The organism is Methyloglobulus sp. (assembly GCF_964779595.1).
The window spans coordinates 69,257-92,915 of sequence record NZ_CBAROL010000003.1; the positions used below are offsets into that span (position 1 = coordinate 69,257).

A 23,659-nucleotide genomic window follows, 5' to 3' on the forward strand; every position below is an offset into this window, starting at 1 on the left:
ATGATTAGGGCAGATACCTTAGGTGTGATTTTAGCATTATTTACGGCGTAAGCAGGACAGGTGTTGATGAGTTGGTTGGGCAAATTTATAGGCGGTGCGTTTGGTTTTATGCTGGGTGGGCCATTAGGCGCAATTTTGGGTGCATCCTTGGGCCATCAATTCGATATTGGCATGATACGCATGGAAAATATCGAATCGCTTAGACCAGGCGACCAGCACCGTGTGCAAATGGCGTTTTTTACCGCCACCTTTTCGGTGATGGGGCATATTGCTAAAGCAGATGGGCGGATTTCACCGGAAGAAATATCGTTGGCGAATCGGATTATGGATCAAATGTCCATTTCTGGTGAAATGCGAACCACGGCAATTAACCTTTTTGAACAAGGGAAAAATGCGAACTTTCCCTTGGATGACGTGTTAGCCCAGTTTTACCAGGAATGTCATCGTCGTACCGACCTTATTCGCATGTTTCTGGAAATTCAAATCCAGGAAGCCTTGGCAGATGGGGCTATGGATAGCAAAGAAGAAAAGCTGTTGCTACATATATGCAGTCAACTTCGAGTCTCCCATTTTGACTACGAACGCTTGAAAATGCGGGTGCTTGCCCAGCAACGCTTTCAAAATCGTGATTATCAATACCAAGATCAGGGTCAATACCAACGGCAACGTCAACACCAACAACCCTACCGCCGAGAACAATCCAGCTTGCAAGATGCTTACGAAGTGCTGGGCTTGACCTCATCAGCCAGTGATGAGGAAGTCAAAAAAGCCTATCGCCGCTTAATGAGCCAAAACCATCCTGACAAGCTGGTGGCAAAAGGTTTGCCGGAGGAAATGATGAAACTTGCCAAGGAAAAAACCCAAAAAATCACCAAGGCTTATGAAACCGTCCAGCAATCCAGGAAAAAATGAATACAATCAAAGACCTCAACGCGTACCGAACACCACAATCGTCTTGCCATGTGCGGAAATTAGGCCCTTATCTTCCATTTCTTTCATAACCCGTCCGGCCATTTCCCTTGAGCAACCCACAATACGGCCAATTTCCTGACGGGTGATGTACAGTTGCATACCCTTGGGATGGGTCATGGCATCGGGTTCTTGGCATAAGTCCAACAAGGCACGGGCAATGCGTCCTTCGACATCCATAAAAGCCAAATCACTGAATTTCCTGCTGGTTTTTAACAGTCGTCCAGCCAGTTGTTCTCCCATCATAAGGAGTATATCGGGGGCGTACTCCAACAGTTCTTTCCTGAGTACCTGTTGGAAACGCAAGTAACTTATTTCCGCCAATTGGCATTGGGTACGGGTCATTATCGTCACATTACGGGTTTCGGAACCTTTGAAAACGCCAATCGTGCCAATAAAATCATGCTTATTGAGATAGGCCAGCACCAGTTCCTGGTCATTATCCGCATCTTCATTTTCCACGCTAATACTGACAGAGCCATCGACAATATAGTGCAATCGGTCACCCAAATCGCCTGGCCTGAATACGATGGTTTTCGGGGGATAAGTCTTTACGTGGCAATAATGCAGCAACAGTTCCATCACTTTCTTATAAGGTTCTTCGTGCGGCGTAACGGTCATAATGATTACCATCCAAAATAAGTAAGGTTATAAATTTGCATAACCGTATACAGTCTAGCAAAAAAAACCACATCGATGCTCTATCATGCAGTAATTCTATGCTACCCTATGCGTCATTTTTTCATACAGGCTAGACCATGCAGGCAACAATAAAGTGGGTGGATGGCATGATGTTTGTTGGCGAGACCGGTAGTGGCCACGCCATCGTCATGGATGGCCCACCCGACCACGGTGGTCGAAATATGGGTATCCGTCCTCTGGAATTGCTGTTACTCGGCGTAGGTTCGTGTTCATCAATTGATGTTGTGCAGATTTTGCAGAAAGGTAGGAACAATGTAACTGACTGCGTGACCGAAGTTACCGCAGAACGAGTCGATGCCATTCCCAGTGTGTTCAGCAAGATACACCTGCATTTTATTGTTAGTGGCAAGGATTTAAAAGCGGCTGCGGTCGAGCGAGCGGTTAAATTGTCTGCGGAAAAGTATTGCTCTGCCTCAATCATGCTGGGTAAGGCAGTGGACATCACCCATGATTTTGAAGTAATCGAGGTTTAATGCGTTGAATAAATTGCAGTTGCACGGCTTTAATAACCTGACCAAGTCATTAAGTTTCAATATTTATGATATTTGCTACGCCCCTGCGGAGCAACAGCAAGCCTATATCGAATACATTGATGAGGCTTATAACGCCGATAGATTGACACAAATTCTCAAGGATGTTGCCGATATTATTGGCGCACAAATCCTGAATATTGCTCTTCAAGATTATGATCCGCAGGGTGCTAGCGTCACCATGCTGATTTCCGAAGGCGATGTTGCACCACCGGCCAATATGAACAGCCAGACCCCAGGGCCATTGCCTGAAACCGTCCTCGCGCATCTGGATAAGAGCCATATCACCGTCCACACTTATCCTGAAAGCCATCCCGACAGCGGTATCAGCACCTTTCGTGCAGATATTGACGTGTCTACCTGTGGTCGGATTTCGCCATTAAAAGCCCTGAATTACCTGATCCACCGTTTTGAGTCTGATGTTGTGATTATGGATTACCGAGTACGTGGTTTTACCCGCGATATAACCGGAAAAAAACACTTTATAGATCACAATATTACCTCAATACAAAACTATATTGCCAAAGACACACAAGAAGATTATCAGATGATTGATGTCAATGTGTACCAGGAAAACATTTTTCACACCAAAATGATGCTCAAAGAGACCGAACTTGAGAATTATTTATTCGAAAAAGAAAGCAATTTATCGGAAGAACAAAAGGTCGAAATCGAAAAAAAGTTGCACAGAGAAGTAACCGAAATTTTTTACGGGCATAATTACCGCCGCCAAAAAATTAAAGTGGCGGATTCAGCACCGTAAAGGTTTCAATGTTGACAATTGTAAATGGGATGATCTGGTTAAATTACGCCTTCCAATCCGCTAACGCATTAACAATCCGTTCATATTCATCCTGCTTAGGTCTGTAAAGGTATAGGCCTAAAGCCGAAAGCCCCAAAAATATGTATAGGGTATTAAAATCATCGCCCAACATAAACATCACGAAACCCAGCAACCCAACGCTTTCAACTAACAGCATCGAGACAATAACGGTCAGCAAATACCGGCTTTTTGCCGATTTATTGCCTGGCATGGTTTGGTTTAAGCGAAGTTGGATATGGCGGATTAAATTGGTTATCGGAAAAGCGACAATGGCAATGATATAAAAGCTTGTCCTGAATACTACTCGCCGTTCTTCTGGCAAAGGTTCTTGCAACTCATGACCAAATTGGTAACAGATGAACAGGTAAATCATCAACGTCAGCAACATCATACCGACAACAATCCAATGCGGTAAAAGCGCGTTTTTTTCAATTTTCAAACTGACACTCCCTTGATTTTGGACTGCTGATTATAACCGCATAATGCTTGAAATTAGTCTTAATGCCCCAAGCTATAAAATATTGGATAGTGCAATTAACCTAACTTGGTGAGCGTCCACAAAGGTGTCAAAGCCGTCACATTGGTTGTTTTCCGGTGGATGCGGTGAGGTACGAACCCATCGTTCGCGTCATTCCCTTGCCGTAATGTCCGGCAATTCGATTTCATTGCCCCAACTTTCTGGATAGATCCCTTGTGCTACATAGCTATGAAAGCTGGAATGCGGTCAGCCCGTGGGTTGGTAAACCCAGCTATCATTGACTGTGCTGGGTTTCGTACCTCAACCTAGCCTACGGAAATAACATATAACATTCCGCACAAAATAAACTTGATTAAACGTACGATATAACGTACTTTAGCCTAACTATATTGCTAAACCTTAGGTAAAAATCATGCAAACATTATCTGCCAGTGCCGCCCGCACTAATCTTTATCGCTTAATAGACGAGGCTAGCAGTTCGCATCAGCCTGTGGTAATTACTGGCAAGCGCGGCAATGCGGTGTTAATTTCGCAAGAAGATTGGTCTGCCATTCAAGAAACGTTGTTTTTGGTGTCGATTCCTAATATGCGTGAATCGATTCGTGAAGGCATGAATACGTCTGCAAGCGAGCTTTCAAGTCAGTTAGATTGGTAAGGCAATGCCGCAATACCAACTGCTTTACACCAAAGCAGCGCAAAAAGATGCCAAAAATTTAAACGCGGTTGGGCTTAAAGATAAGGCTTTGCAGTTGTTAGGAATCGTCGCAGAATATCCATTTCAAAATCCACCGCCTTATGAAAAGCTAATAGGCGATTTAGCTGGCGCGTATTCTCGGCGAATTAACATTCAACATAAATTAGTGTACCAAGTGTTAGAAGATGAAAAAATCGTGAAAGTGCTAAGATTGTGGACGCAGTATGAGTGAGTATTTTGCCTAACACGTGCCGTAGATATTGATTATCAAAATAGAGAACGAAGCCATGCACCCGATCATAGAAAAAGTCACCCAAGAAGTCATTGAACGCAGCCATCCAACTCGCTCTGCTTATCTTAAGTACATAGATGGCATCGCCAAAAACGGCCCGATCCGGTCTGGTATGGGCTGTGGCAATTTAGCCCACGGCTTTGCGGCGTGTAGCCCCGGCGAAAAAACCGACTTAAGGGGTAGTCAAAAAGCGAATATCGCCATTATCACCTCCTACAACGATATGTTGTCGGCACACCAACCTTACAAGGATGCGCCCGATTTAATTAAGGCGGCGATCAAGGAAGCAGGTGGTGTTGCACAGGTCGCAGGAGGTGTACCTGCGATGTGCGACGGGATTACCCAAGGCCAACCGGGCATGGAATTGTCGCTGTTCAGCCGGGATTTGATCGCCATGACCACAGCAATCGGCATGAGTCACAATATGTTCGATGGTGCTTTGTATCTGGGCGTATGCGACAAGATCGTACCGGGTTTGCTGATTGGTGCGTTGAGTTTCGGTCATTTACCCGCCGTGTTCGTACCTGCCGGCCCCATGCCCAGCGGCATCACCAACAAAGAAAAAGCCCGTGCACGGCAAGATTACGCTGTTGGTAAAATTGGTCGGGAACAACTGCTGGCAGCCGAATCCGCTTCTTACCACAGCCCCGGCACCTGCACATTTTACGGCACAGCCAACAGTAACCAAATGATGATGGAAATCATGGGCTTGCATTTGCCCGGTAGTTCTTTCGTCAATCCTTACACGCCGTTGCGGGATGAGTTGACCAAAGCGGCGGCTAAACAAGTTTTGAAATTTACTGCCTTAGGTAACGATTACCGTCCTATCGCACACATGGTAAGCGAAAAAGCCATTATCAATGCCGTCATCGGCTTGTTGGCGACGGGTGGCTCAACCAATCACACCATGCACTTGATCGCAATTGCCCGTGCATCGGGTATCGTCCTCAATTGGGACGATTTTGACAGGCTATCCAAGGCCGTTCCATTGATTGCCAAAATCTACCCCAACGGCCCTGCCGATGTTAACCACTTCCACGCGGCTGGCGGTATGGGCGTATTGATTGCTGAGTTATTGAAAAACGGCTTGTTACATGAAGATACCATCACCGTCGCAGATAAACGTGGTTTAAACAGTTATACACAAGAACCCAAAATAATTGACGATAAGCTGGTTTGGCAACCTGTGCCTTCCGCTTCCTTAGATAAGGAAGTGTTAAGCACGGTTCAACAACCGTTTGCTACTGGTGGTGGCTTGCATGTGATGCACGGTAATTTAGGGCGCGGTATCTCCAAACTGTCGGCGGTTTCCGAAGACCACCAAATCGTCGAAGCACCCGCTGTGGTGTTCGATGACCAGGAAGATTTTCTGGCAGCTTTTAAACGTGGCGAGCTGGAAAAAGATTTTGTTGCCGTACTCCGGTTTCAGGGCCCTCGATCTAACGGGATGCCAGAACTGCACAAACTAACACCGCCTTTAGGAGTTTTACAGGACAGGGGTTTTAAGGTGGCGCTAGTCACAGACGGACGTATGTCCGGCGCATCAGGGAAAGTGCCTTCTGTCATCCATCTTTGTCCTGAATGTGAAGTCGGTGGGTCATTAGCCAAAGTGCGTAATGGCGATATCATAACTATGAATTTGCAAACGGGCGATATCAACGCGTTGGTAGACGAAGCTGAGTTTAACGCTCGTATTCCTTGGCCCAATTCAGCCAAAAACCACCACTATGGCATGGGGCGGGAGATGTTTGGCGGTTTCCGGCTGGGAGCTTCGTCTGCCGAGACGGGGGCTTCTAACCTATTTCTCGTTGATTAAAATACACAGGTACAAGTCGAAAGGCGAAACAAAACCAAGCAGATGCTGTTTTGAGCCTTTCGCCTTGTGCCTTTAGCCTCCTACTTATAACCTTGAGCTTATGAACAAAAACAACTGGAAAATCCAACCCAAAGACGTACTAAATGCTTGCCCTGTGATGCCTGTAATGGTTATCCAAAATCTCGACGATGCCGTACCTTTAGCCAGGGCATTGGTGGCGGGGGGCATTAAAGTCTTGGAGATCACCTTACGTACGCCAATCGCATTGGAAGCAATAAGGCTAATTAGCCAAGAGGTTAACGATGCCATCGTGGGTGTCGGCACTATCGCTAACCCTCAGCAATTACAAGCCGCAGAAGATGCAGGGGCAGTATTTGCTATCAGCCCAGGTATAACAGCTACCTTATTAAGTGCTGCAAACAAAGGCAATATTGCACTAATACCGGGCATTGCGACCTTATCTGAACTGATGCTGGGTATGGAATACGGGCTTGACCATTTCAAATTCTTCCCAGCCGAAGCGGCAGGTGGAATCCCTCTGTTAAAAGCCATTTCAGGACCTTTCCCGCAGATTACATTCTGTCCCACGGGTGGTATTTCTCCTGGAAACTATAATGACTATCTGCAATTACCGAATGTGGCTTGCGTCGGTGGTTCTTGGTTAGCACCGCAAGCTGTCGTCAATGAAAAAAATTGGGCTAAAGTGACCGAACTGGCACAAAAAGCCATCTCAGATGTCATTCGGGTTTAGCATTTTACGGGCATTATGGTAATCTAAAACTAATCCCAGACTGAGAGTGACTCCATGACCGATCCCCGCAGCCTTACATTGACTGACGACAATAAACCCTTGTGCGAATTACCGGTATTATCTGGCAGCACTGGGCCTGATGTATTGGATGTGCAAAGCCTGTATAAACAAACAGGTATGTTTACTTTTGACCCTGGCTTTACCTCCACCGCCAGTTGCCGCTCGGCTATCACTTTTATCGATGGTGAAGCTGGTGTGCTGCTGTATCGTGGCTATCCTATCGAACAGCTTGCGGAACGCTGCACTTTTTTGGAAGTCTGCTACCTGTTGTTACGCGGAGAATTGCCCGATAAAACCGAATTAACTGAGTTTGAACATCAAGTTACCATGCATACGATGGTGCATGACCAAGTAAACCTGTTTTTTAGAGGCTTTCGCCGTGATGCCCATCCAATGGCGATTATGGTGGGTGTGGTCGGTGCGTTATCTGCGTTTTATCACGATGCGATGGACATTCGCTCCAAGGTAGACCGTAATATATGCGCTATTCGCCTGATTGCCAAAGTGCCGACGATTGTTGCCATGTGCCACAAATACAGCACGGGATCGCCCTTCATCTATCCAAAAAACAAGCTGAATTATGTCGAAAACTTCATGCGAATGATGTTGGCTACGCCGTGTGATGAATTCGTACCAAACCCCGTGCTGGTTAAGGCATTGGACAGGATCTTGATACTCCATGCCGACCACGAGCAGAATGCTTCGACTTCCACCGTACGCTTGGCAGGATCCAGTGGAGCCAATCCATTTGCTTGCATCACTGCTGGAATCGCCTGTTTATGGGGTGCAGCGCACGGCGGTGCGAATGAAGCCGTACTGAATATGTTGATTGAAATTGATAATGTATCGCGGATTGGGCAATATATCGACAAAGCAAAAGACAAAAATGACCCGTTCCGCTTGATGGGTTTTGGGCATCGCGTTTATAAAAACCACGATCCTCGCGCCAAATTAATGCGCGAAACCTGCCATGAAGTCCTGACTGAACTGGGCTTGCACGATGATAAACTGTTCAAACTGGCGTTGGAATTGGAGCGGATTGCCCTGGAAGACGACTACTTTATCGCCAAAAAACTCTACCCTAACGTCGATTATTATTCCGGCATCGTCCTCCATGCCCTCGGCATCCCCAGCAAAATGTTCACCGCCATTTTTGCGATGGGACGTACCGTAGGCTGGGTAGCGCACTGGGATGAGATGATTGCCGATCCCGACCAAAAAATCGGACGGCCTAGGCAGTTGTATACGGGGCAAACACGCAGAGATGTGCCAGTACAAGGCAATTGAGCAACATCTAAAAAACAGAAGCTGTCCTCCTAAGTGGTAGGCATTGCGCCTACCCCAATAACACCCGTCAGACTGCCTGGTCAATCGCAAGTGATTTCCGCTACATAGCACGGAAATACCAAGTTTTACTGCCCATCCCCGCTATCAGTTATATAATGTGCGTTGTTCTATTACTCAATCACACACTTTTTCTGGTACAGACTAATGACACTACGCGACATCATTTTTACGGATAAACCATTGTTAGGTCTGGTGCTGTTGGCAAGCTTGATCTTACCCATACCCGTGTTTGCCCACGCCATTATGGTGAAATCGCAACCTGTCGTAGATAGCACGATTGCCGAGTCCCCCAAACAAGTGGATGTGTGGTTTAACGATAAGGTAGGTAGCGAATATAAAGCACTCGCTGTTATTGATAATACTGGCAAACGCGTCGATAACAAAGATGCTGCACAGGAGACCTTCGATCAATCGCATCTGTACGTCACCATTCCGCAACTACCGCCAGGTACGTACAACGTGCGTTACCGAGTTGTCTCTTTAGACACCCATATCGTCACGGGCAAATTCAAATTCACTATAAAAACGCCCTGATATATTGTCAACAGCAACAGACCGTCTACTAATGAGGCTCACCACGACATGAAATCACTTTTACCCAGCTTATTGCTTATCAGCACCCTGCTATTAACAGCCTGCGAAAGTCCTGGCTACAACGACAATCCTTCTCAAGTGATGACCAAAGCAACAGTCGGTTGCCTAGTTGCAACTGACTTCTACGCCGTCTATTTTAGTGCCTACGTCAAACCACCTGTTGATGACGTAAAAATGTCCGCAAATGACAAAAAAGCCCTGTTCCGGTCATTCTGCAAAGACATACCGACCACCGGTATGGGTTATTTTACCGCCGATGTGGTTGGTGAAGAGTTAAGACAAACACCAATTGGCATTCGGGTTGTGGAACAAGAATTTTTAGGTGGCTATGAAAGTAAGGCTGAAAACTTCAAAGATATCCGCACGATTGCCGAAATTCCCGCCAAACTCTATCCGCGCGGCGCAGTAGAAGCCCAAGCACAACTGGACAAAAAAGGCTATTACGCGATTTACCTGATGGTAGGTGGCGAAGAAGCCATATCAGATGAAGACAAGCTCAGAATTCCGCTGCATGTTGGTGTTGATCCTGATGCAAAACCGATAGGCACTTATATGACCATTGGCATTGCTAGCATACTCGGTTTAGCATTGATTAGTTTCGTGGCATTTCGCTTTATGCGTAGACGCAACAACCCCTAATTTTGCAAAAGCGACAATAGATGAACACTAAAAATAGGAGGTGGCATGGTTATTAGAATAATCAGTATTATTTTTCTGCTCATCCAATTGCAAATCAGCTTTGCACATCCGCCCGGCCTTAGCTCGGCGGATTTGACTATCAAACCCAATGGCCTGGACGCTAAAATAACCTTTGCCGTTCAAGACATCGAAGCCTTTGTGCCAATGGACAGCGATGGCGATGCCGAAGTAACAGATGACGAACTAGGTAAGGCAACTCACCGTATTGTTAGATTTGTCAACAGTGAACTAACAATACTGATTGATGGCAAAGAAACCCAAGCTACGTTAGCGAGCAAAGTAAATTTCGATAACCAAAACAATACTACAGTCGAATTACAATATCTGGGCAAACCGTTAACATCAATTGGCATTCAGTCTAAATTACTGAGCAAACTCCCGACAGACCACAAGCAATACGTCACAATCAGAGACGCAGCGGGTCGCGAATTAGGCAAAAAGTTGCTAACCCAAAAATCCAACACCCTTGACATAAATTTAAAAAATAACGCCGCATCACCAACAGAAAACCATCCCACCTCAACTTTTATTGATTTTCTCAAGCTGGGCGTGGAGCATATCCTCACCGGCTACGATCACCTGTTGTTCTTGTTTTCCTTGCTCGTCGTCACCCGCAGTTTTTGGCCGGCAATTAAAATCATCACCTTCTTCACCATCGCCCATTCCATTACCCTGGCCTTGGCGGGGATGAATATCGTCAATATTCCCAGCACCATCGTCGAGCCGCTGATTGCCGCCACTATCGTCTATGTCGGCCTGGAAAACATCGTCAGGAAAGACAAAGTAACCACCAAGCAACGCTGCATCCTCACCTTTTTCTTCGGTCTAATCCACGGCTTCGGCTTTGCGGGCGTTCTCCGGGAAATGGGTATTTCGTCCATCGAAACGGGCATTTTAGTGCCGTTGTTTTCCTTCAACCTGGGCGTGGAACTGGGGCAGATTACCGTCGCATCGGTTGTTTTACCGTTGATTTGGTGGTTGCATGGTAAGGAAAAGATAAGCAAGTATTTGGTGCCGGTGGGTTCTGTATTGACTTGTTTGGCGGGGGGGTATTGGCTGTTGGAGCGGACTATATTGAGTTAACAGTCATTTTTGTTCCCTCTCCCCTTGAGGGAGAGGGTTAGGGTGAGGGGTTAATAAGGTGTCGCGCTACCGCGACGGTTATTTTAATGTGGGTTCTCGTACCCACGGACTTGTAGAGACGCAATGCTTTGCGTCTCTACTTCGCCAAAAGAAAGTATCCAAAGAAAAGGCGACCCCGATGCTGCTTGCTTCCTGCGTTCTGACGGTTTTATCGGGGTTTGCCAGAAAGGACATCCATGTCCTTCTGGCAAAGTGCGGCATCCTTGCCGCACCCCTAACGGGCTAGTCCCGATAAATGCTCCGATGCTCGGCGCGGCATACGGGATAGGGATATTGCCATAACCCACGTAGCTCCGATTAGCGATAGCGTAATCGGAGGAATGTAATAAACAAAACTCATGCGTACGATTAAGCTATCGCTAATCGTACCTACGGCCCTGATGCTCGGCGCGCGGCATTACGGGAGTCGGGGGATTTTTAAATGTAGGGTGCGTTTACGCACCCTACGCGACAAAAAAAACGACATCATGAAAGGGCCAGAATTTTTAAAATACATAAATCCAGTTTTGACAACTCTTCAAGCAAATGGTGGTGCAGGCAATTCATCAAATGTAATAGAGCAGGTCGTAGAATCACTCGGAATTTCTGATGACGAATTAGAGGAATCTACTTCCAACGGACAATCCAGGGTCAGAAACCAAATCAATTGGGCAAGGTTTTATTTGTTTAAAGCTGGCTTAATCGATAATTCTGAAAGAGGGATTTGGAGGTTGACTAATGATGCATTAGAAAAAAAACTTACTGATGATGACATTTACTCTTTATTTAAAGGTGTACAAGAAAGTGTAAAAAAATCCCCCACAGTTTCACCAAAAAAATCAGACTTGAAGTTTGAAGATACATCAACTGAAGATGAAGTGCATACAATTAGTTTATTAAACTTAATTCAGGGTCTACCTGCGGTTGGATTTGAAAAATTATGTAAAAGGCTTTTAACAGAAATAGGCATAAATGATATAACCATTACTGGAGGTTCAGGCGATCAAGGCATTGACGGAAAAGGCATAGTCAAATTAAATGATGTTGTTAGTCTGAATATTGTATTTCAATGCAAAAGATATAAAGAAACTGTTTCACCCCATCATGTTCGAGATTTTCGAGGCGCTATGCAAGGGAGAGGAGAAAAAGGTCTAATAATTACAACGGGGAGATTTACAAAAGAAGCCAAAAATGAAGCGAGTCGCGACGGCGTTACCCCGATTGAATTAATAGATGGTGATAGATTGGTTGAATTATTTGAAAAGCATCATTTAGGACTAAAACCTGTAATTGTATTCGAGATCGACTATGAATTTTTTAAAGGCTTCAATTGATATTCTTCACCGTAAAAGCCTGGTAGCCTGGTGGGGTGAAGAACGAACCCCAACATGGCACCGATATTTATATTTGTTGCACCCACAGGGCATAAAGGTTTCACAAGTTAACCCGCAACCTACGGCTTCCTCCCATTATCCCGTTATGCCGCGCCGAGTACCGGAAGTTTTGGCGGGAATAGCCCGTTTAGGGGTGCGGCACCTCGTACGGTGGGTTGATTGTACCTCGTACGGCGGGTTAGTTGTAGGGCGCGGTTAGCCGCGCAAATGCACTATGTTTAAACAACCGCTTTCGTTTATGCGCGGCGTAACCCGCCGAGTGTGGTGGACTTCGACATGGTGGATTACGACGCGCGGAAAGTCTTTGCTTATCTGAAAGCTACGGGATTTTGCGCGTCTAATCCACCCTACAATGCTAAGGAAATCACCCATTCCCGTATGCCGCGCCGAGCACTGGCGGTTTTATCGGGAATAGCCCGTAGGGGCACGGCAGGGACGACTGCATGGATGCAGGAGGTAGGGCAATGCAGGAGCAATTGCCGATGCCGTGCTTTGCTGGAGGGACAGGAAGTCCCTTCCAGCAAACCCCGATAAAACCGTCAGAGCGCAGGAAGCAAGCGGCATCGGGTCGCCTTTTCTTTGGATACTTTCTTTTGGCGAAGCAAAAGAAAGTATCCCGCCCGCCAGTGCGGGAACTGGCATTTAAACAATCCGTCGCGCTAGCGACACATTATTGTGTTCATCCTTCGACAAGCTCAGGACGAACGGGTTTTTATAAGTCGTCCAGGATGCATTCCATGCACCAAACAATCATATTAATTTTGGTGCGTAAAACGCACCCTACCAATATTAACCTTTCGAGAATACAATGAACTCACTTAACCGATTACTAACCAACCCAATAATAGAAGTGTTTATATGAAACCACTAAAACACCAAATAACACCTTATCTGACTTTAATCTTGGTTAACATAATACTTTCTGCTGTTAACCCTGCTGTGGCGGAGTCAGATAAGCAAATGCAAGACAAGCTGCTTAGGCAACGCGAGGCCTTGCAACAGGGAGAACATGCAGGTCATGCCAATATGGCGGATAAGGGGCCTGATTTTCGGGGTATTTATTACGGGTATTTTCCCTGCAAGGAAGAAGATTGCAGCGGCATCAAAATCACTTTGTCCTTAAAGCGCAATAATAATTACCTGTTGGTGACCCAGCCCGCAAAACCATCGTCACGGGAGTTTTTTGAAAAAGGCAAATTTACCTGGAATGACGACACGCGTACCGTCGTGTTAACGCCCAAAGACAAGCCAGCGTCTGGGCAGTACCGCATTGTTGATGAAGGTACTCTTATCCAGCTTAACGCGGATGGCTCAGAGCTGGCTGGCGATCAAGATGACTATATTTTACGCCGTGGCGATACGGTAAAGTCGCGTGAGGTTCATATACATTAAATTCAATAGCTTAGGTTGTTTTCTATGTTCGTCTTACGCACCAACATATTAAGCATCCTGCCCAATTATTTGACAAGGCTTAACAAAACACCCGCCGCCACCGCAGATCCAATTACCCCGGCAACATTAGGCCCCATAGCGTGCATTAATAGGAAGTTATGGGGATTGCTTTCTAAACCAAGTTTGTTGGCAACCCGTGCTGCCATCGGTACAGCGGAAACACCCGCCGCGCCGATTAATGGATTAATCAAGGTGCTGCTGAATCGGTTCATGATTTTCGCCATGATGACACCGGCTGCTGTGCCGATGGCGAAGGCACATGCGCCTAGCCCCAAGATTCCTAAAGTTTTGACTTGTAAAAACGCCTCGGCACTGAGTTTTGAGCCGACCGACAAGCCTAAAAAGATGGTAACGATGTTGATAAGCTCATTTTGTGCGGTATTGCTTAGGCGTTCCACCACGCCGCTTTCACGCATTAAATTGCCCAAGGCAAACATACCGATTAACGGTGTCGCAGATGGTAATAACAAGATGGATAAGAATAATAACATTAACGGAAACACGATTTTCTCGGCTTTACTGACATCACGCAGTTGCTGCATTTCAATCTTGCGTTCGTCTTCGGTCGTCAAAGCTCGCATGATCGGTGGCTGGATTAGCGGCACCAAAGCCATATAAGAATAAGCCGCCACCGCAATCGCACCCAATAAATCAGGGGCCAGTTTTGATGCGACATAAATCGCCGTTGGCCCATCTGCACCACCGATAATGCCGATAGCTGCGGCATCTTTTAAGCTGAACTCCAAACCTGGGATGATGTTGAGCGCTAACGCACCTAACAAGGATGCGAAAATACCAAACTGTGCGGCTGCACCTAAAAGTAAGGTCTTAGGGTTGGCTATCATGGGGCCGAAATCAGTCATTGCGCCCACACCCATAAAAATCAACAAGGGAAAAATCCCCATTTTTATGCCGAAATACAGGTAATACAAAAGCCCGCCTTCTTCGGCGATACCGGCGACTGGGATATTGCTGAGGATTGCGCCAAATCCAATCGGCAATAACAATAGCGGCTCAAAGCCTTTGCTGATGGCGAGGTACAGCAACACAAAACCGACCAGCATCATAAACGCCTGACCGCCAGTGAAGTTATAAAGTCCAGTGCTATGCCACAGTGAAAGTAGGTTTTCCATTTGTGTCTTTTAAAGTTTAATCCGTTATGGTTTCAAATGACCACCCTTTCTCCCTTGAGGGGGAAGGCTGGGATGGGGAATATAATCAGTTAAGGGTCTATGAACTTGTGATTCCGTTCGTCCTGAGCCTGTCGAAGGACTTAATAGGATTCCTTAATTTATTCTCCTCACCCCAGCCCTCTCCAGCAGGAGAGGGAGTTCTTACAAAGAAACCAATACATCACCACTGGCAACCGTACCACCTTCTTTTACGTTGACAGCGCTGACTATCCCGGCAACTTTGGTACGGATTTCAGTTTCCATTTTCATGGCTTCCATGATGACGACCACTTCGCCCTTAGCAACGCTGGCACCCACTTCAACCAGTATTTTCAAAATTGTTCCCGCCATCGGTGCGACAACTACCTCACCACTGCTGGATGCGGGAGTTGCATAAGCTGCGCTGACTTCTGGTTTGATAGTTAAGTCTGAGCCACTTGGTCCTACAGCGACCTTAAAGTTTCTTCCATCAACATTAACAGAATAGGTTTCAACCACCGAATCCGATTTGTTGGTCTGCGCTGTTGCTAGGGAAGCTGCATAAGCCTTGGAATCGGGTGCGGCTTCAAATGCCTTCGGATTGCCGCGATTAAGCAGGAATTTCCAACCTACCTGGCTGAACATGCCATTGATTAAGGCATCTTCCTCAACACATTCTGCCAGCCTTATGCCTTCTTTCTCGGCCTTTTCCAGCACATCGGCAACGAGCTTGTTCATTTCCGATTCGAGCAAATCGGCTGGACGACAGGTAATAGCCGTTGCCCCATTCAGCACGCGTTTTTGCAATTCCTTGTTGACGGGCGCAGGTGTCGCACCGTATTCGCCTTTCAGTACGCCAGCGGTTTCCTTTGTAATGGTTTTATAACGCTCACCACTCATCACATTGATGACAGCTTGGGTGCCGACGATTTGTGAGGTCGGCGTGACCAATGGAATAAAACCTAAATCTTCGCGCACACGCGGGATTTCCTTGATGACTTCATCAAATTTGTCCGCCGCGCCCTGCTCTTTCAACTGGCTTTCCATATTGGTCAACATGCCGCCTGGTACTTGTGCAATCAAGATTCGGCTATCAACCCCTTTCAAGCTGCCTTCAAACTGGGCGTATTTCTTGCGGACTTCACGAAAGTAAGTCGCAATTTCTTCAAGCTTGACCAAATTCAGCCCAGTATCGCGGTCAGTGCCTTCAAAACTGGCGACTATGGTCTCGGTAGGGCTATGTCCGTAAGTCATGCTCAACGAGGAAATGGCTGTATCGACATTATCAATGCCCGCTTCTGCGGCTTTGATGATGCTAGGAACGCTCAAGCCCGTGGTCGCATGGCATTGCATATGGATAGGGATGTTGGTGCTTTTTTTCAGACGGCTGACCAGCTCAAACGCATCATAAGGTTTAAGCAATCCAGCCATATCCTTAATGCAGATGGAATGTGCGCCCATATCTTCAATCTGCTTACCCAGAGCCACCCACACATCCATGGTATGCACTGGGCTAGTGGTATAGGAAATAGTGCCTTGGGCGTGGGCATCGGTATTCAACACCGCTTTGACGGCGCGTTCAATGTTACGCATATCGTTCATGGCATCAAATATGCGGAACACGTCAATGCCGTTAACGGCACATCGTTCGACAAATTTATCGACCACATCATCGGCATAGTGGCGATAACCCAACAGGTTTTGGCCGCGTAACAGCATCTGTTGGCGGGTTTTGGGCATGGCTTTCTTGAGCAAGCGCAAGCGTTCCCACGGATCTTCACCCAGATAGCGGATACACGCATCAAAGGTCGCGCCACCCCAGGATTCCATCGACCAGTAGCCGATTTCATCGAGCTTGCCGCAAATTGGCAGCATATCCTCAATCCGCAAGCGGGTTGCGAGAATTGATTGATGTGCGTCGCGCAATACGACTTCAGTGATAGCCAGAGGCTTTTTTTTGCTTTTCGTTACCATTGCCTTGTTGTTATTTCTTAAGCTGCTGCTCGTGTTTTAATGCGGTCATTAGTACCATAAAACGATCAATGGTGCTTGCTTCGATAATGATGAACTGCTGCTGAAATAGCGGCAACCGTACTCTTATCTAAGCCACTGGATTCACTTCGGAATTTTGGCGTTGCCGCAGGAAAATAGCGCTGTACTAACGAAGACATAAGGTTGATAGCACCGACCAGCATGATAAGGAACACGAAAACGATGCCCATGCCCGCAAACATAAGTTCAATACCACTGTTGATCTGCTCTGTCATGTTATCGCTCTTTCTATATAAGTAGTCAACACAACTCCATTATCCCTAAAACCATTCAGCTAAACAAACTAAACATAGTGGGTAAGCCTGGTTTTATGCCAAGTTATTAAATTACCTGTCATGAATGTTTTCAATTCGCTAAAATGACTGCGTTATCGTTCCTGACAGACCTAATATGAAAACGACAATCACCGTATGCGCCGTACAACAGCCTTGTAATCAAGATAGACAGACCAATTTTGATTTGTCTGTCGCTAAAATTCATGAAGCCGCCGCCAACAAAGCTGACCTGGTAGTGTTGTCTGAACTGCATCTTGATCCTTACTTTTGTCAGAATGAAGATTACGGACATTTTGATCTCGCCCAGTCTATACCTGGTCCGAGTACCGAGATTCTATCCACATTAGCAAAAAAACTGGGTATTGTAATTGTCTCGACCCTGTTCGAGAAACGCGCAGCAGGGCTTTACCACAATACAGCGGTGGTCTTTGAAAAGGACGGCAGTATCGCAGGAAAATACCGGAAAATGCACATTCCAGATGATCCTGGATTTTACGAGAAATATTATTTCACGCCAGGTGACCTCGGTTTTAAACCGATTGAAACCTCCATTGGCAAACTTGGTGTATTAATCTGCTGGGATCAATGGTTTCCTGAGGCGGCGCGGTTAATGGCGTTGGCAGGTGCTGAAATACTGATATACCCTACGGCTATTGGTTGGGATTCAGGCGATACAACCGATGAGCAACAACGTCAGTTAAATGCCTGGATTACTATTCAGCGGTCTCATGCGGTTGCGAATGGTATTCCAGTTGTCGCTTGTAATCGCATCGGTTTTGAAAAAGCGCCTGATTCAGATGCTGGTATTAATTTTTGGGGTAATAGTTTTATTGCTGGACCACAAGGCGACATATTAGTAAGCGCCAATGCTACCGACCCAAAATTGTTAATCTATACTATCGACAAAACCAGAACTGAAAGGGTTAGACAAATATGGCCTTTTCTTCGTGATCGGAGAATCGATGAGTATGGGAATTTAATCAAACGATATATTGATTAATATAACCCAACCATATTAGCCAATAATAGTGGAAAACTACACCTTAAACTCAGAGCGATCATGCCCTTTATCGAGTAAGGCTTGCATCCATTTAGGTGTCATTCCCCGTCCTGTCCAGGTCTTTTCAGCATCTTGGGGGTGACGGTATTTGATAGAGACTTTAGAAACAGTGCGAGGAGATTTTTTCCCATTTTCATGTATTTCTACAGTAGAATCTATGGATGCCGCCAGTTCTTTAATCTTGGCAATAACTTCTTTTCGCTTACTAAATTGCTTGTTTTTTAAGGCATTTTCTGCCTTTTCGATAACTGCCTTCAGTTCTTTTTCCGAAAGATTTTGATAATCTGACATTGCGCCTATTCCTAGAGATATACTTAGAGTTTATATTAAAATTTCAGTTTATAAGGTAATAATTATTTACCAGCCTAATAGATTACATTAATTAGTTATTTAACTAAAACTTATTTTAACTCCAAATTGAAACTTTGCTCGGCTAATTTATCTCTTGATTCATCCACCAACCTGACTATCCAATCATTATTTGTTGTATAGGTAATCACTTGTTTGCTTGCGGTACGCCAAGGATCGGCAGATATATTCACCTTTTTTCGAGATACAAGTTCGCCATTTAACCACCACTCATGGAAAACAGCCTTACCTTTCATACCTTTTAATTCAACAAAATAATGAATCCATAAGGTTTCTTTTTTACCTATTTTTAGTGGTAAGGCTATCGTATCAACCGGTTCGCTTTTTTTGATTTCACGGGTTAATTGTGCCCTAACGACTAGGTTACTATTATCTATTTTGGGTTTTGCTACTGTGTTAATAACTGCATCGGGCTGGCTTTTAATTTCAGCCGCTTGCTTTGGCAAAGCTAACTGTGTGCTGGTATCAACTTTTTTCTCGTTGCTGTCAGTAAAATAAAATAAGGTCATAAGTATCAACAAAGCACTACCTAACGCCAATCCTATTCGCTTAAGATTCCATTCCGTTGTCATGCCTGAAGCCGAAACGGGCTTTCCTGAGGTTTTCCCAGGTGTAGAGTATTTAACTTTGATGACGATATTTTTATTTTCTGGCATAAATGTACCAACCCTGTCAGGTGAACCAAAACGATAATGCTTTAAAATCAAACTATAGCATAGTTTTTGTCGAATAAAATGTTATACCTTGTTAATATACCTACATAGATTTTAGCTAAAGAAAGTTCATTAGAAATAACCTTTATCTGCTTAGTTAACAAGACTTTTTCTGCTATTCTCTTAATCGTAAGGAAGGATTTAGGTCTATTTAGAACAATGTGGACTGTTAGCTGTGTCTTTCCTTATGTTACAAGCATTAAAAAGAACTTTTTTGGTTTTTTGAAGTTCTTTTTATAAGTAGCTTTCGCAGGATTTTGTGGATATCTCTCTAAATGTCACTACTTAAATTTTTTCAAGATTCTTCCTCTCTCAACGGCGGTAACGCCACTTTTATTGAAAACCTCTATGAGCGATTTCTGGAAGACCCCGAATCGGTTGAACCAGGCTGGCGTACACAATTCCGTGAAATCCATAACGGAGCCACTTATGAGATCGCACATAGCCCCATCGTAGAACGTTTTGGGCAACTGGCATTAAAACCACAAAGTCGAATTGCACAACTGCAAGGCTTTACTGAAGAAAGTGTTAAAAAACAATCTGCTGTGGCACGGTTGATTAATCATTACCGTGTTCGTGGACATCAGATCGCTAGCAATAATCCACTTGGTGCTGATATTCCCTATCCTACTGACATGGATCCTGCTTACTACGGCTTGTCCGAACTGGATATGGACACTTTGTTTGACACTGGCGCTCTCTACGGAGCTGACCGACTGCCGCTACGGGAAATTATCAGCCGTCTCCAGGAAATCTATTGCGGCAGTATTGGCTCTGAGTATATGCACATTGTCGATACGCATATCAGACGTTGGGTGATTACTCGCATCGAAAGCTACACGGCTGATTTAAATATAGAATCCGAAAAAAAACTGTGGCTTTTACAATTACTGACCGCTGCGGAAGGTATCGAACATTATCTACAGAATAAATTTGTGGGCCAAAAACGTTTCTCCCTTGAGGGAGCAGAATCGCTGATTCCAATCTTAGACGAATTAATCCAAAATTCCGGTGCGAAAGGGGTAAAGGAAATCGTCATTGGTATGGCGCATCGCGGACGGCTTAACGTTTTGACCAATATCTTAGGCAAAAGCCCTTCCAGCTTGTTCAACGAATTCGCCGGAACAACTTCACCCTCACCCGGTGTCAGTTCAGGTGATGTGAAATACCACATGGGCTTTTCATCTGATATAGATACGCCAGGGGGCGCTGTTCATTTAACCTTGGCATTTAATCCATCACACTTGGAAATTATCAATCCGGTTGTAGAAGGTTCGGTAAAAGCCCGCCAGGATCGCGCTGGAAGCGACGGCAAAAACACGGTGATCCCCGTGCTAATTCATGGCGATGCTGCATTTTCTGGGCAAGGCATCATCATGGAAACCTTGAATATGTCGCAAACCCGTGCGTTTAACACGGGCGGCACTGTCCATATTGTCATCAATAACCAGATCGGTTTTACCACTAGCAATCCACTGGACGCACGCTCGACCCTTTATTGCACCGACGTAGCCAGTATGATCCAAGCACCAGTTTTCCATGTCAACGGCGATGATCCAGAAGCGGTCATGTTTGTGACCAAACTGGCACTTGATTTCAGGATGACTTTTAACAAGGATGTGGTTATAGATCTTATTTGCTATCGCCGCTTAGGCCATAATGAGGCTGACGAACCAGCTACTACCCAGCCGTTAATGTACAAAAAAATCCGCAACCATAAAACCACGCGTAGGATTTATGCTGAAAAGCTAGTCAAGGAAAATACGATTACGGATAAACAATCAACATCTATGGAAATGGCATATCAACAACAGCTTGAGGCTGGAGTTATTGTTTCGAGACCGGTTCTGGATAGTAATATCTATTCCTATAGCGCCCAATGGAATAACTTCCTGAATCAAGACTGGGATGCACCAGCACGTACGGCGGTTTCTATTGACCATTTACGTTTTTGTAATGACCGGATGCTGCGCTTACCGACGGGCTTTGAATTGCACCCAAGGGTTGCCAAGGTGATGGATAATCGCCGCAAGATGGCGGCGGGTGGAATGCCATTAGACTGGGGTTTTGCTGAAAATATGGCGTATGCTACCTTGCTTATGGACAAATTTCATATTCGGCTGACCGGACAGGATGTTGGACGAGGAACTTTTGTTCACCGTCATGCTGTACTGCACAACCAAATAAATAATAGAACCTATAAGCCACTTAAACATCTTGATAAAGATCAGGGTCGCGCACAAATTTATGACTCTTTGCTGTCTGAAGCAGGTGTCTTGGGTTTTGAATACGGTTACAGCACAACCATGCCTAACACCTTGGTGGTCTGGGAAGCTCAATTCGGTGATTTTGCCAATGGTGCTCAGGTCGTTATCGATCAGTTTATTAGCTCTGGTGAAACCAAATGGGGACGTTTATGCGGACTTGTGATGCTACTGCCCCACGGCTTTGAAGGCCAAGGCCCAGAACATTCTTCGGCTCGGCTGGAACGTTATTTGCAGCTCTGCGCTGAACATAACATCCAGGTGTGTAGTCCGACAACGCCCGCGCAAATTTTTCACTTATTGCGCCGTCAACTCATTCGCGTATACAGAAAGCCGCTTATTGTGATGAGTCCGAAAAGCTTATTAAGGCATAAGCTTGCCATCTCAACGCTTGAGGATCTGACTACCGGAGAATTTCTCCCTATTATCGGTGAGCAGGACGCTATTGATCCCAAACAGGTCACGCGCTTAGTATTTTGTGCTGGCAAGGTTTACTACGATTTACTCGAAGCACGTCGGCTAGATAACCTGAAAAACGTCGCTATTGCGCGTATCGAGCAACTGTACCCTTTTCCGGCAGAGCTTTTTAAGGCAGAAATTGCAAGGTATGCAAACTTAAAAGATTTTGTCTGGTGTCAGGAGGAGCCACAAAATCAAGGTGCTTGGTATCAATCAAAGCATCATTTTACTGATAATCTGGAAGCCCATATCAGTGTAACTTATGTGGGACGGGAAGCATCAGCATCACCCGCTGTCGGGCATTTTCATGTCCACATAGAACAACAAAAAACTGTCGTACAAACTGCCTTATACGGAAAACATTCAGGAAAATAACATGAGCATTTCAGTCATAACCCCTAACTTACCGGAGTCTGTTTCCGACGCAACTGTGGTTGTGTGGCATAAACAGCCTGGAGATAGCGTCCAGAAAAATGAAAACCTTGTCGATTTGGAAACGGATAAAGTTGTCCTGGAAGTGCCTGCACCTGAATCTGGTGTCCTATCAGCCATTCTCAAGGAAAGTGGTGCAATTGTTAACGGCGGCGAACTCTTAGCTACAATAGAACCGCAAGTAAGCCAGGCTATTACTGCTGAGAAGACAATACCCACTGCTCAAAACGCGGCAATCCCGTTAAGCCCTTCCGTACGCCGGATAGTTCATGAAAACACACTCGATCCGACTTTAATCAAAGGCAGTGGAAAAGATGGTCGCCTCACTAAAGGGGATGTTTTAGATCATCTCAACAAACAACAACCCTCAGAAACAAAAGCAGCTGATGTAATAACGCCCGAAGTCAAACAAAAGCCTATAGAAGTCATTGAACCAATAATTACAATTTCTGCAGGGCATCGCCCTGAACAACGCGTTGCAATGACCCGCTTAAGGGCAAAAATTGCCGAACGTCTACTTCAGGCGCAACAAAATGCAGCGATGTTGACGACATTCAATGAAGTCAATATGCAAAATATTATTGATCTCCGCAACCAATATAAATTGAGATTTGAACAAAAACATAATGCCAAATTAGGCTTTATGTCATTTTTTGTCAAAGCTTCAATCGAAGCTTTAAAACGCTTCCCTGCTATCAATGCTTCGATTGATAACACTGACATTATTTATCACGGTTACTACGATATTGGCATTGCAATCAGTACACCTCGTGGTTTGATTGTTCCTGTATTACGTGATGCAGACCAACTTGATTTCGCAGGCATTGAAAAAGGCATTGTTGATTTTGGCGAAAAAGCCCGCTCGGGTGCGTTAAGTTTTGATGACTTGAAAGGAGGAACTTTCACAATCACTAACGGCGGGGTTTTTGGCTCTATGCTTTCAACTCCAATACTTAATCCACCTCAGTGTGCAATTTTAGGTATGCATGCCATTAAAGATCGAGCAGTTGTAGAAAACGGCCAAATTATCATTAGGCCAATCATGTACTTAGCTTTATCTTATGATCACCGCCTTGTTGATGGTCGCGAAGCCGTGCAATTTTTGGTCACCATAAAAGAGTGTCTTGAAGCACCAGCCCATTTGCTCTTAAATATATAACG

25 protein-coding genes are annotated in these 23,659 nt (G+C 45.3%); 18 read left to right on the forward strand and 7 right to left on the reverse strand.

Annotated elements, in window-relative coordinates:
- The first annotated feature begins 66 nt into the window (after positions 1-66).
- Complete coding sequence (djlA, locus tag AC1YY3_RS02250) at positions 67-912, forward strand: co-chaperone DjlA (protein ID WP_481822891.1); 846 nt, start codon at positions 67-69, stop codon at positions 910-912.
- 15 nt (positions 913-927) lie between these two features.
- Here djlA and crp read toward each other — a convergent pair whose 3' ends face one another.
- Entirely contained in the window at positions 928-1,590 is a 663-nt protein-coding gene (crp, locus tag AC1YY3_RS02255) for a cAMP-activated global transcriptional regulator CRP (RefSeq protein WP_481822890.1), read from the reverse strand.
- Between the two features lie 137 nt (positions 1,591-1,727).
- Here crp and AC1YY3_RS02260 point away from each other — a divergent pair, with 137 nt between their 5' ends.
- Positions 1,728-2,144 (forward strand): OsmC family protein, encoded by a 417-nt coding sequence (locus AC1YY3_RS02260; protein ID WP_481822889.1) that lies wholly within the window; start codon positions 1,728-1,730, stop codon positions 2,142-2,144.
- A 4-nt stretch (positions 2,145-2,148) separates the two neighbouring features.
- The gene (speD, locus tag AC1YY3_RS02265) at positions 2,149-2,964 is read left to right on the forward strand and encodes an adenosylmethionine decarboxylase (protein ID WP_481822888.1); all 816 of its coding nucleotides are present in this window, start codon (positions 2,149-2,151) and stop codon (positions 2,962-2,964) included.
- Positions 2,965-3,007: 43 nt separating this feature from the next.
- Here speD and AC1YY3_RS02270 read toward each other — a convergent pair whose 3' ends face one another.
- A complete protein-coding gene (locus tag AC1YY3_RS02270) occupies positions 3,008-3,463 on the reverse strand; it encodes a hypothetical protein (protein WP_481822887.1) in 456 nt (151 codons plus the stop codon).
- A 451-nt stretch (positions 3,464-3,914) separates the two neighbouring features.
- On the opposite strand from AC1YY3_RS02270, the gene AC1YY3_RS02275 reads away from it, so the two are divergent.
- The 12 genes from AC1YY3_RS02275 (at position 3,915) to AC1YY3_RS02330 (ending at position 13,663) form a co-directional block, all read left to right on the forward strand.
- Entirely contained in the window at positions 3,915-4,157 is a 243-nt protein-coding gene (locus AC1YY3_RS02275; RefSeq protein WP_481822886.1) for a type II toxin-antitoxin system Phd/YefM family antitoxin, read from the forward strand.
- Between the two features lie 4 nt (positions 4,158-4,161).
- The gene (locus AC1YY3_RS02280) at positions 4,162-4,428 is read left to right on the forward strand and encodes a Txe/YoeB family addiction module toxin (RefSeq protein WP_481822885.1); all 267 of its coding nucleotides are present in this window, start codon (positions 4,162-4,164) and stop codon (positions 4,426-4,428) included.
- Positions 4,429-4,483: 55 nt separating this feature from the next.
- Entirely contained in the window at positions 4,484-6,304 is a 1,821-nt protein-coding gene (gene edd, locus AC1YY3_RS02285; RefSeq protein WP_481822884.1) for a phosphogluconate dehydratase, read from the forward strand.
- 100 nt (positions 6,305-6,404) lie between these two features.
- Positions 6,405-7,055 carry a bifunctional 4-hydroxy-2-oxoglutarate aldolase/2-dehydro-3-deoxy-phosphogluconate aldolase gene (locus AC1YY3_RS02290; protein WP_481822883.1) on the forward strand — a complete coding sequence of 217 codons (651 nt, stop codon included), beginning with the start codon at positions 6,405-6,407 and terminating at the stop codon, positions 7,053-7,055.
- Between the two features lie 54 nt (positions 7,056-7,109).
- Positions 7,110-8,402, forward strand: coding sequence for a citrate synthase (gene gltA, locus AC1YY3_RS02295; RefSeq protein ID WP_481822882.1), 1,293 nt, complete (start codon positions 7,110-7,112; stop codon positions 8,400-8,402).
- Between the two features lie 204 nt (positions 8,403-8,606).
- Positions 8,607-8,996 (forward strand): copper resistance CopC family protein, encoded by a 390-nt coding sequence (locus AC1YY3_RS02300; protein ID WP_481822881.1) that lies wholly within the window; start codon positions 8,607-8,609, stop codon positions 8,994-8,996.
- Positions 8,997-9,044: 48 nt separating this feature from the next.
- Entirely contained in the window at positions 9,045-9,695 is a 651-nt protein-coding gene (locus AC1YY3_RS02305) for a hypothetical protein (RefSeq protein ID WP_481822880.1), read from the forward strand.
- Between the two features lie 45 nt (positions 9,696-9,740).
- Positions 9,741-10,838 (forward strand): HupE/UreJ family protein, encoded by a 1,098-nt coding sequence (locus AC1YY3_RS02310; protein WP_481822879.1) that lies wholly within the window; start codon positions 9,741-9,743, stop codon positions 10,836-10,838.
- Positions 10,839-10,896: 58 nt separating this feature from the next.
- Entirely contained in the window at positions 10,897-11,124 is a 228-nt protein-coding gene (locus tag AC1YY3_RS02315) for a hypothetical protein (protein WP_482194287.1), read from the forward strand.
- Between the two features lie 241 nt (positions 11,125-11,365).
- A complete protein-coding gene (locus AC1YY3_RS02320) occupies positions 11,366-12,211 on the forward strand; it encodes a restriction endonuclease (protein WP_481822877.1) in 846 nt (281 codons plus the stop codon).
- A gap of 336 nt (positions 12,212-12,547) precedes the next feature.
- Positions 12,548-12,805 carry a hypothetical protein gene (locus tag AC1YY3_RS02325; RefSeq protein WP_481822876.1) on the forward strand — a complete coding sequence of 86 codons (258 nt, stop codon included), beginning with the start codon at positions 12,548-12,550 and terminating at the stop codon, positions 12,803-12,805.
- 324 nt (positions 12,806-13,129) lie between these two features.
- The gene (locus tag AC1YY3_RS02330; RefSeq protein ID WP_481822875.1) at positions 13,130-13,663 is read left to right on the forward strand and encodes a copper resistance protein NlpE; all 534 of its coding nucleotides are present in this window, start codon (positions 13,130-13,132) and stop codon (positions 13,661-13,663) included.
- A gap of 65 nt (positions 13,664-13,728) precedes the next feature.
- Here the strand turns inward: AC1YY3_RS02330 and AC1YY3_RS02335 are convergent, their stop codons facing one another.
- The 3 genes from AC1YY3_RS02335 to AC1YY3_RS02345 form a co-directional block, all read right to left on the reverse strand.
- A complete protein-coding gene (locus AC1YY3_RS02335) occupies positions 13,729-14,856 on the reverse strand; it encodes a sodium ion-translocating decarboxylase subunit beta (protein ID WP_481822874.1) in 1,128 nt (375 codons plus the stop codon).
- Between the two features lie 201 nt (positions 14,857-15,057).
- Positions 15,058-16,848: a sodium-extruding oxaloacetate decarboxylase subunit alpha gene (gene oadA, locus AC1YY3_RS02340; RefSeq protein ID WP_482194288.1), complete on the reverse strand. Its 1,791-nt coding sequence runs from the start codon at positions 16,846-16,848 to the stop codon at positions 15,058-15,060.
- 65 nt (positions 16,849-16,913) lie between these two features.
- A complete protein-coding gene (locus tag AC1YY3_RS02345; RefSeq protein ID WP_481822872.1) occupies positions 16,914-17,141 on the reverse strand; it encodes an OadG family protein in 228 nt (75 codons plus the stop codon).
- A 175-nt stretch (positions 17,142-17,316) separates the two neighbouring features.
- Here AC1YY3_RS02345 and AC1YY3_RS02350 point away from each other — a divergent pair, with 175 nt between their 5' ends.
- Complete coding sequence (locus AC1YY3_RS02350; RefSeq protein ID WP_481822871.1) at positions 17,317-18,201, forward strand: carbon-nitrogen hydrolase; 885 nt, start codon at positions 17,317-17,319, stop codon at positions 18,199-18,201.
- Positions 18,202-18,237: 36 nt separating this feature from the next.
- Here AC1YY3_RS02350 and AC1YY3_RS02355 read toward each other — a convergent pair whose 3' ends face one another.
- Positions 18,238-18,552: an H-NS histone family protein gene (locus AC1YY3_RS02355; RefSeq protein WP_481822870.1), complete on the reverse strand. Its 315-nt coding sequence runs from the start codon at positions 18,550-18,552 to the stop codon at positions 18,238-18,240.
- Between the two features lie 110 nt (positions 18,553-18,662).
- Positions 18,663-19,286, reverse strand: coding sequence for a DUF2914 domain-containing protein (locus AC1YY3_RS02360; RefSeq protein WP_481822869.1), 624 nt, complete (start codon positions 19,284-19,286; stop codon positions 18,663-18,665).
- Positions 19,287-19,618: 332 nt separating this feature from the next.
- Here AC1YY3_RS02360 and AC1YY3_RS02365 point away from each other — a divergent pair, with 332 nt between their 5' ends.
- The gene (locus AC1YY3_RS02365) at positions 19,619-22,441 is read left to right on the forward strand and encodes a 2-oxoglutarate dehydrogenase E1 component (protein ID WP_481822868.1); all 2,823 of its coding nucleotides are present in this window, start codon (positions 19,619-19,621) and stop codon (positions 22,439-22,441) included.
- A gap of 1 nt (position 22,442) precedes the next feature.
- Positions 22,443-23,657: a 2-oxoglutarate dehydrogenase complex dihydrolipoyllysine-residue succinyltransferase gene (gene odhB / locus AC1YY3_RS02370; RefSeq protein ID WP_481822867.1), complete on the forward strand. Its 1,215-nt coding sequence runs from the start codon at positions 22,443-22,445 to the stop codon at positions 23,655-23,657.
- Positions 23,658-23,659: the final 2 nt, after the last annotated feature.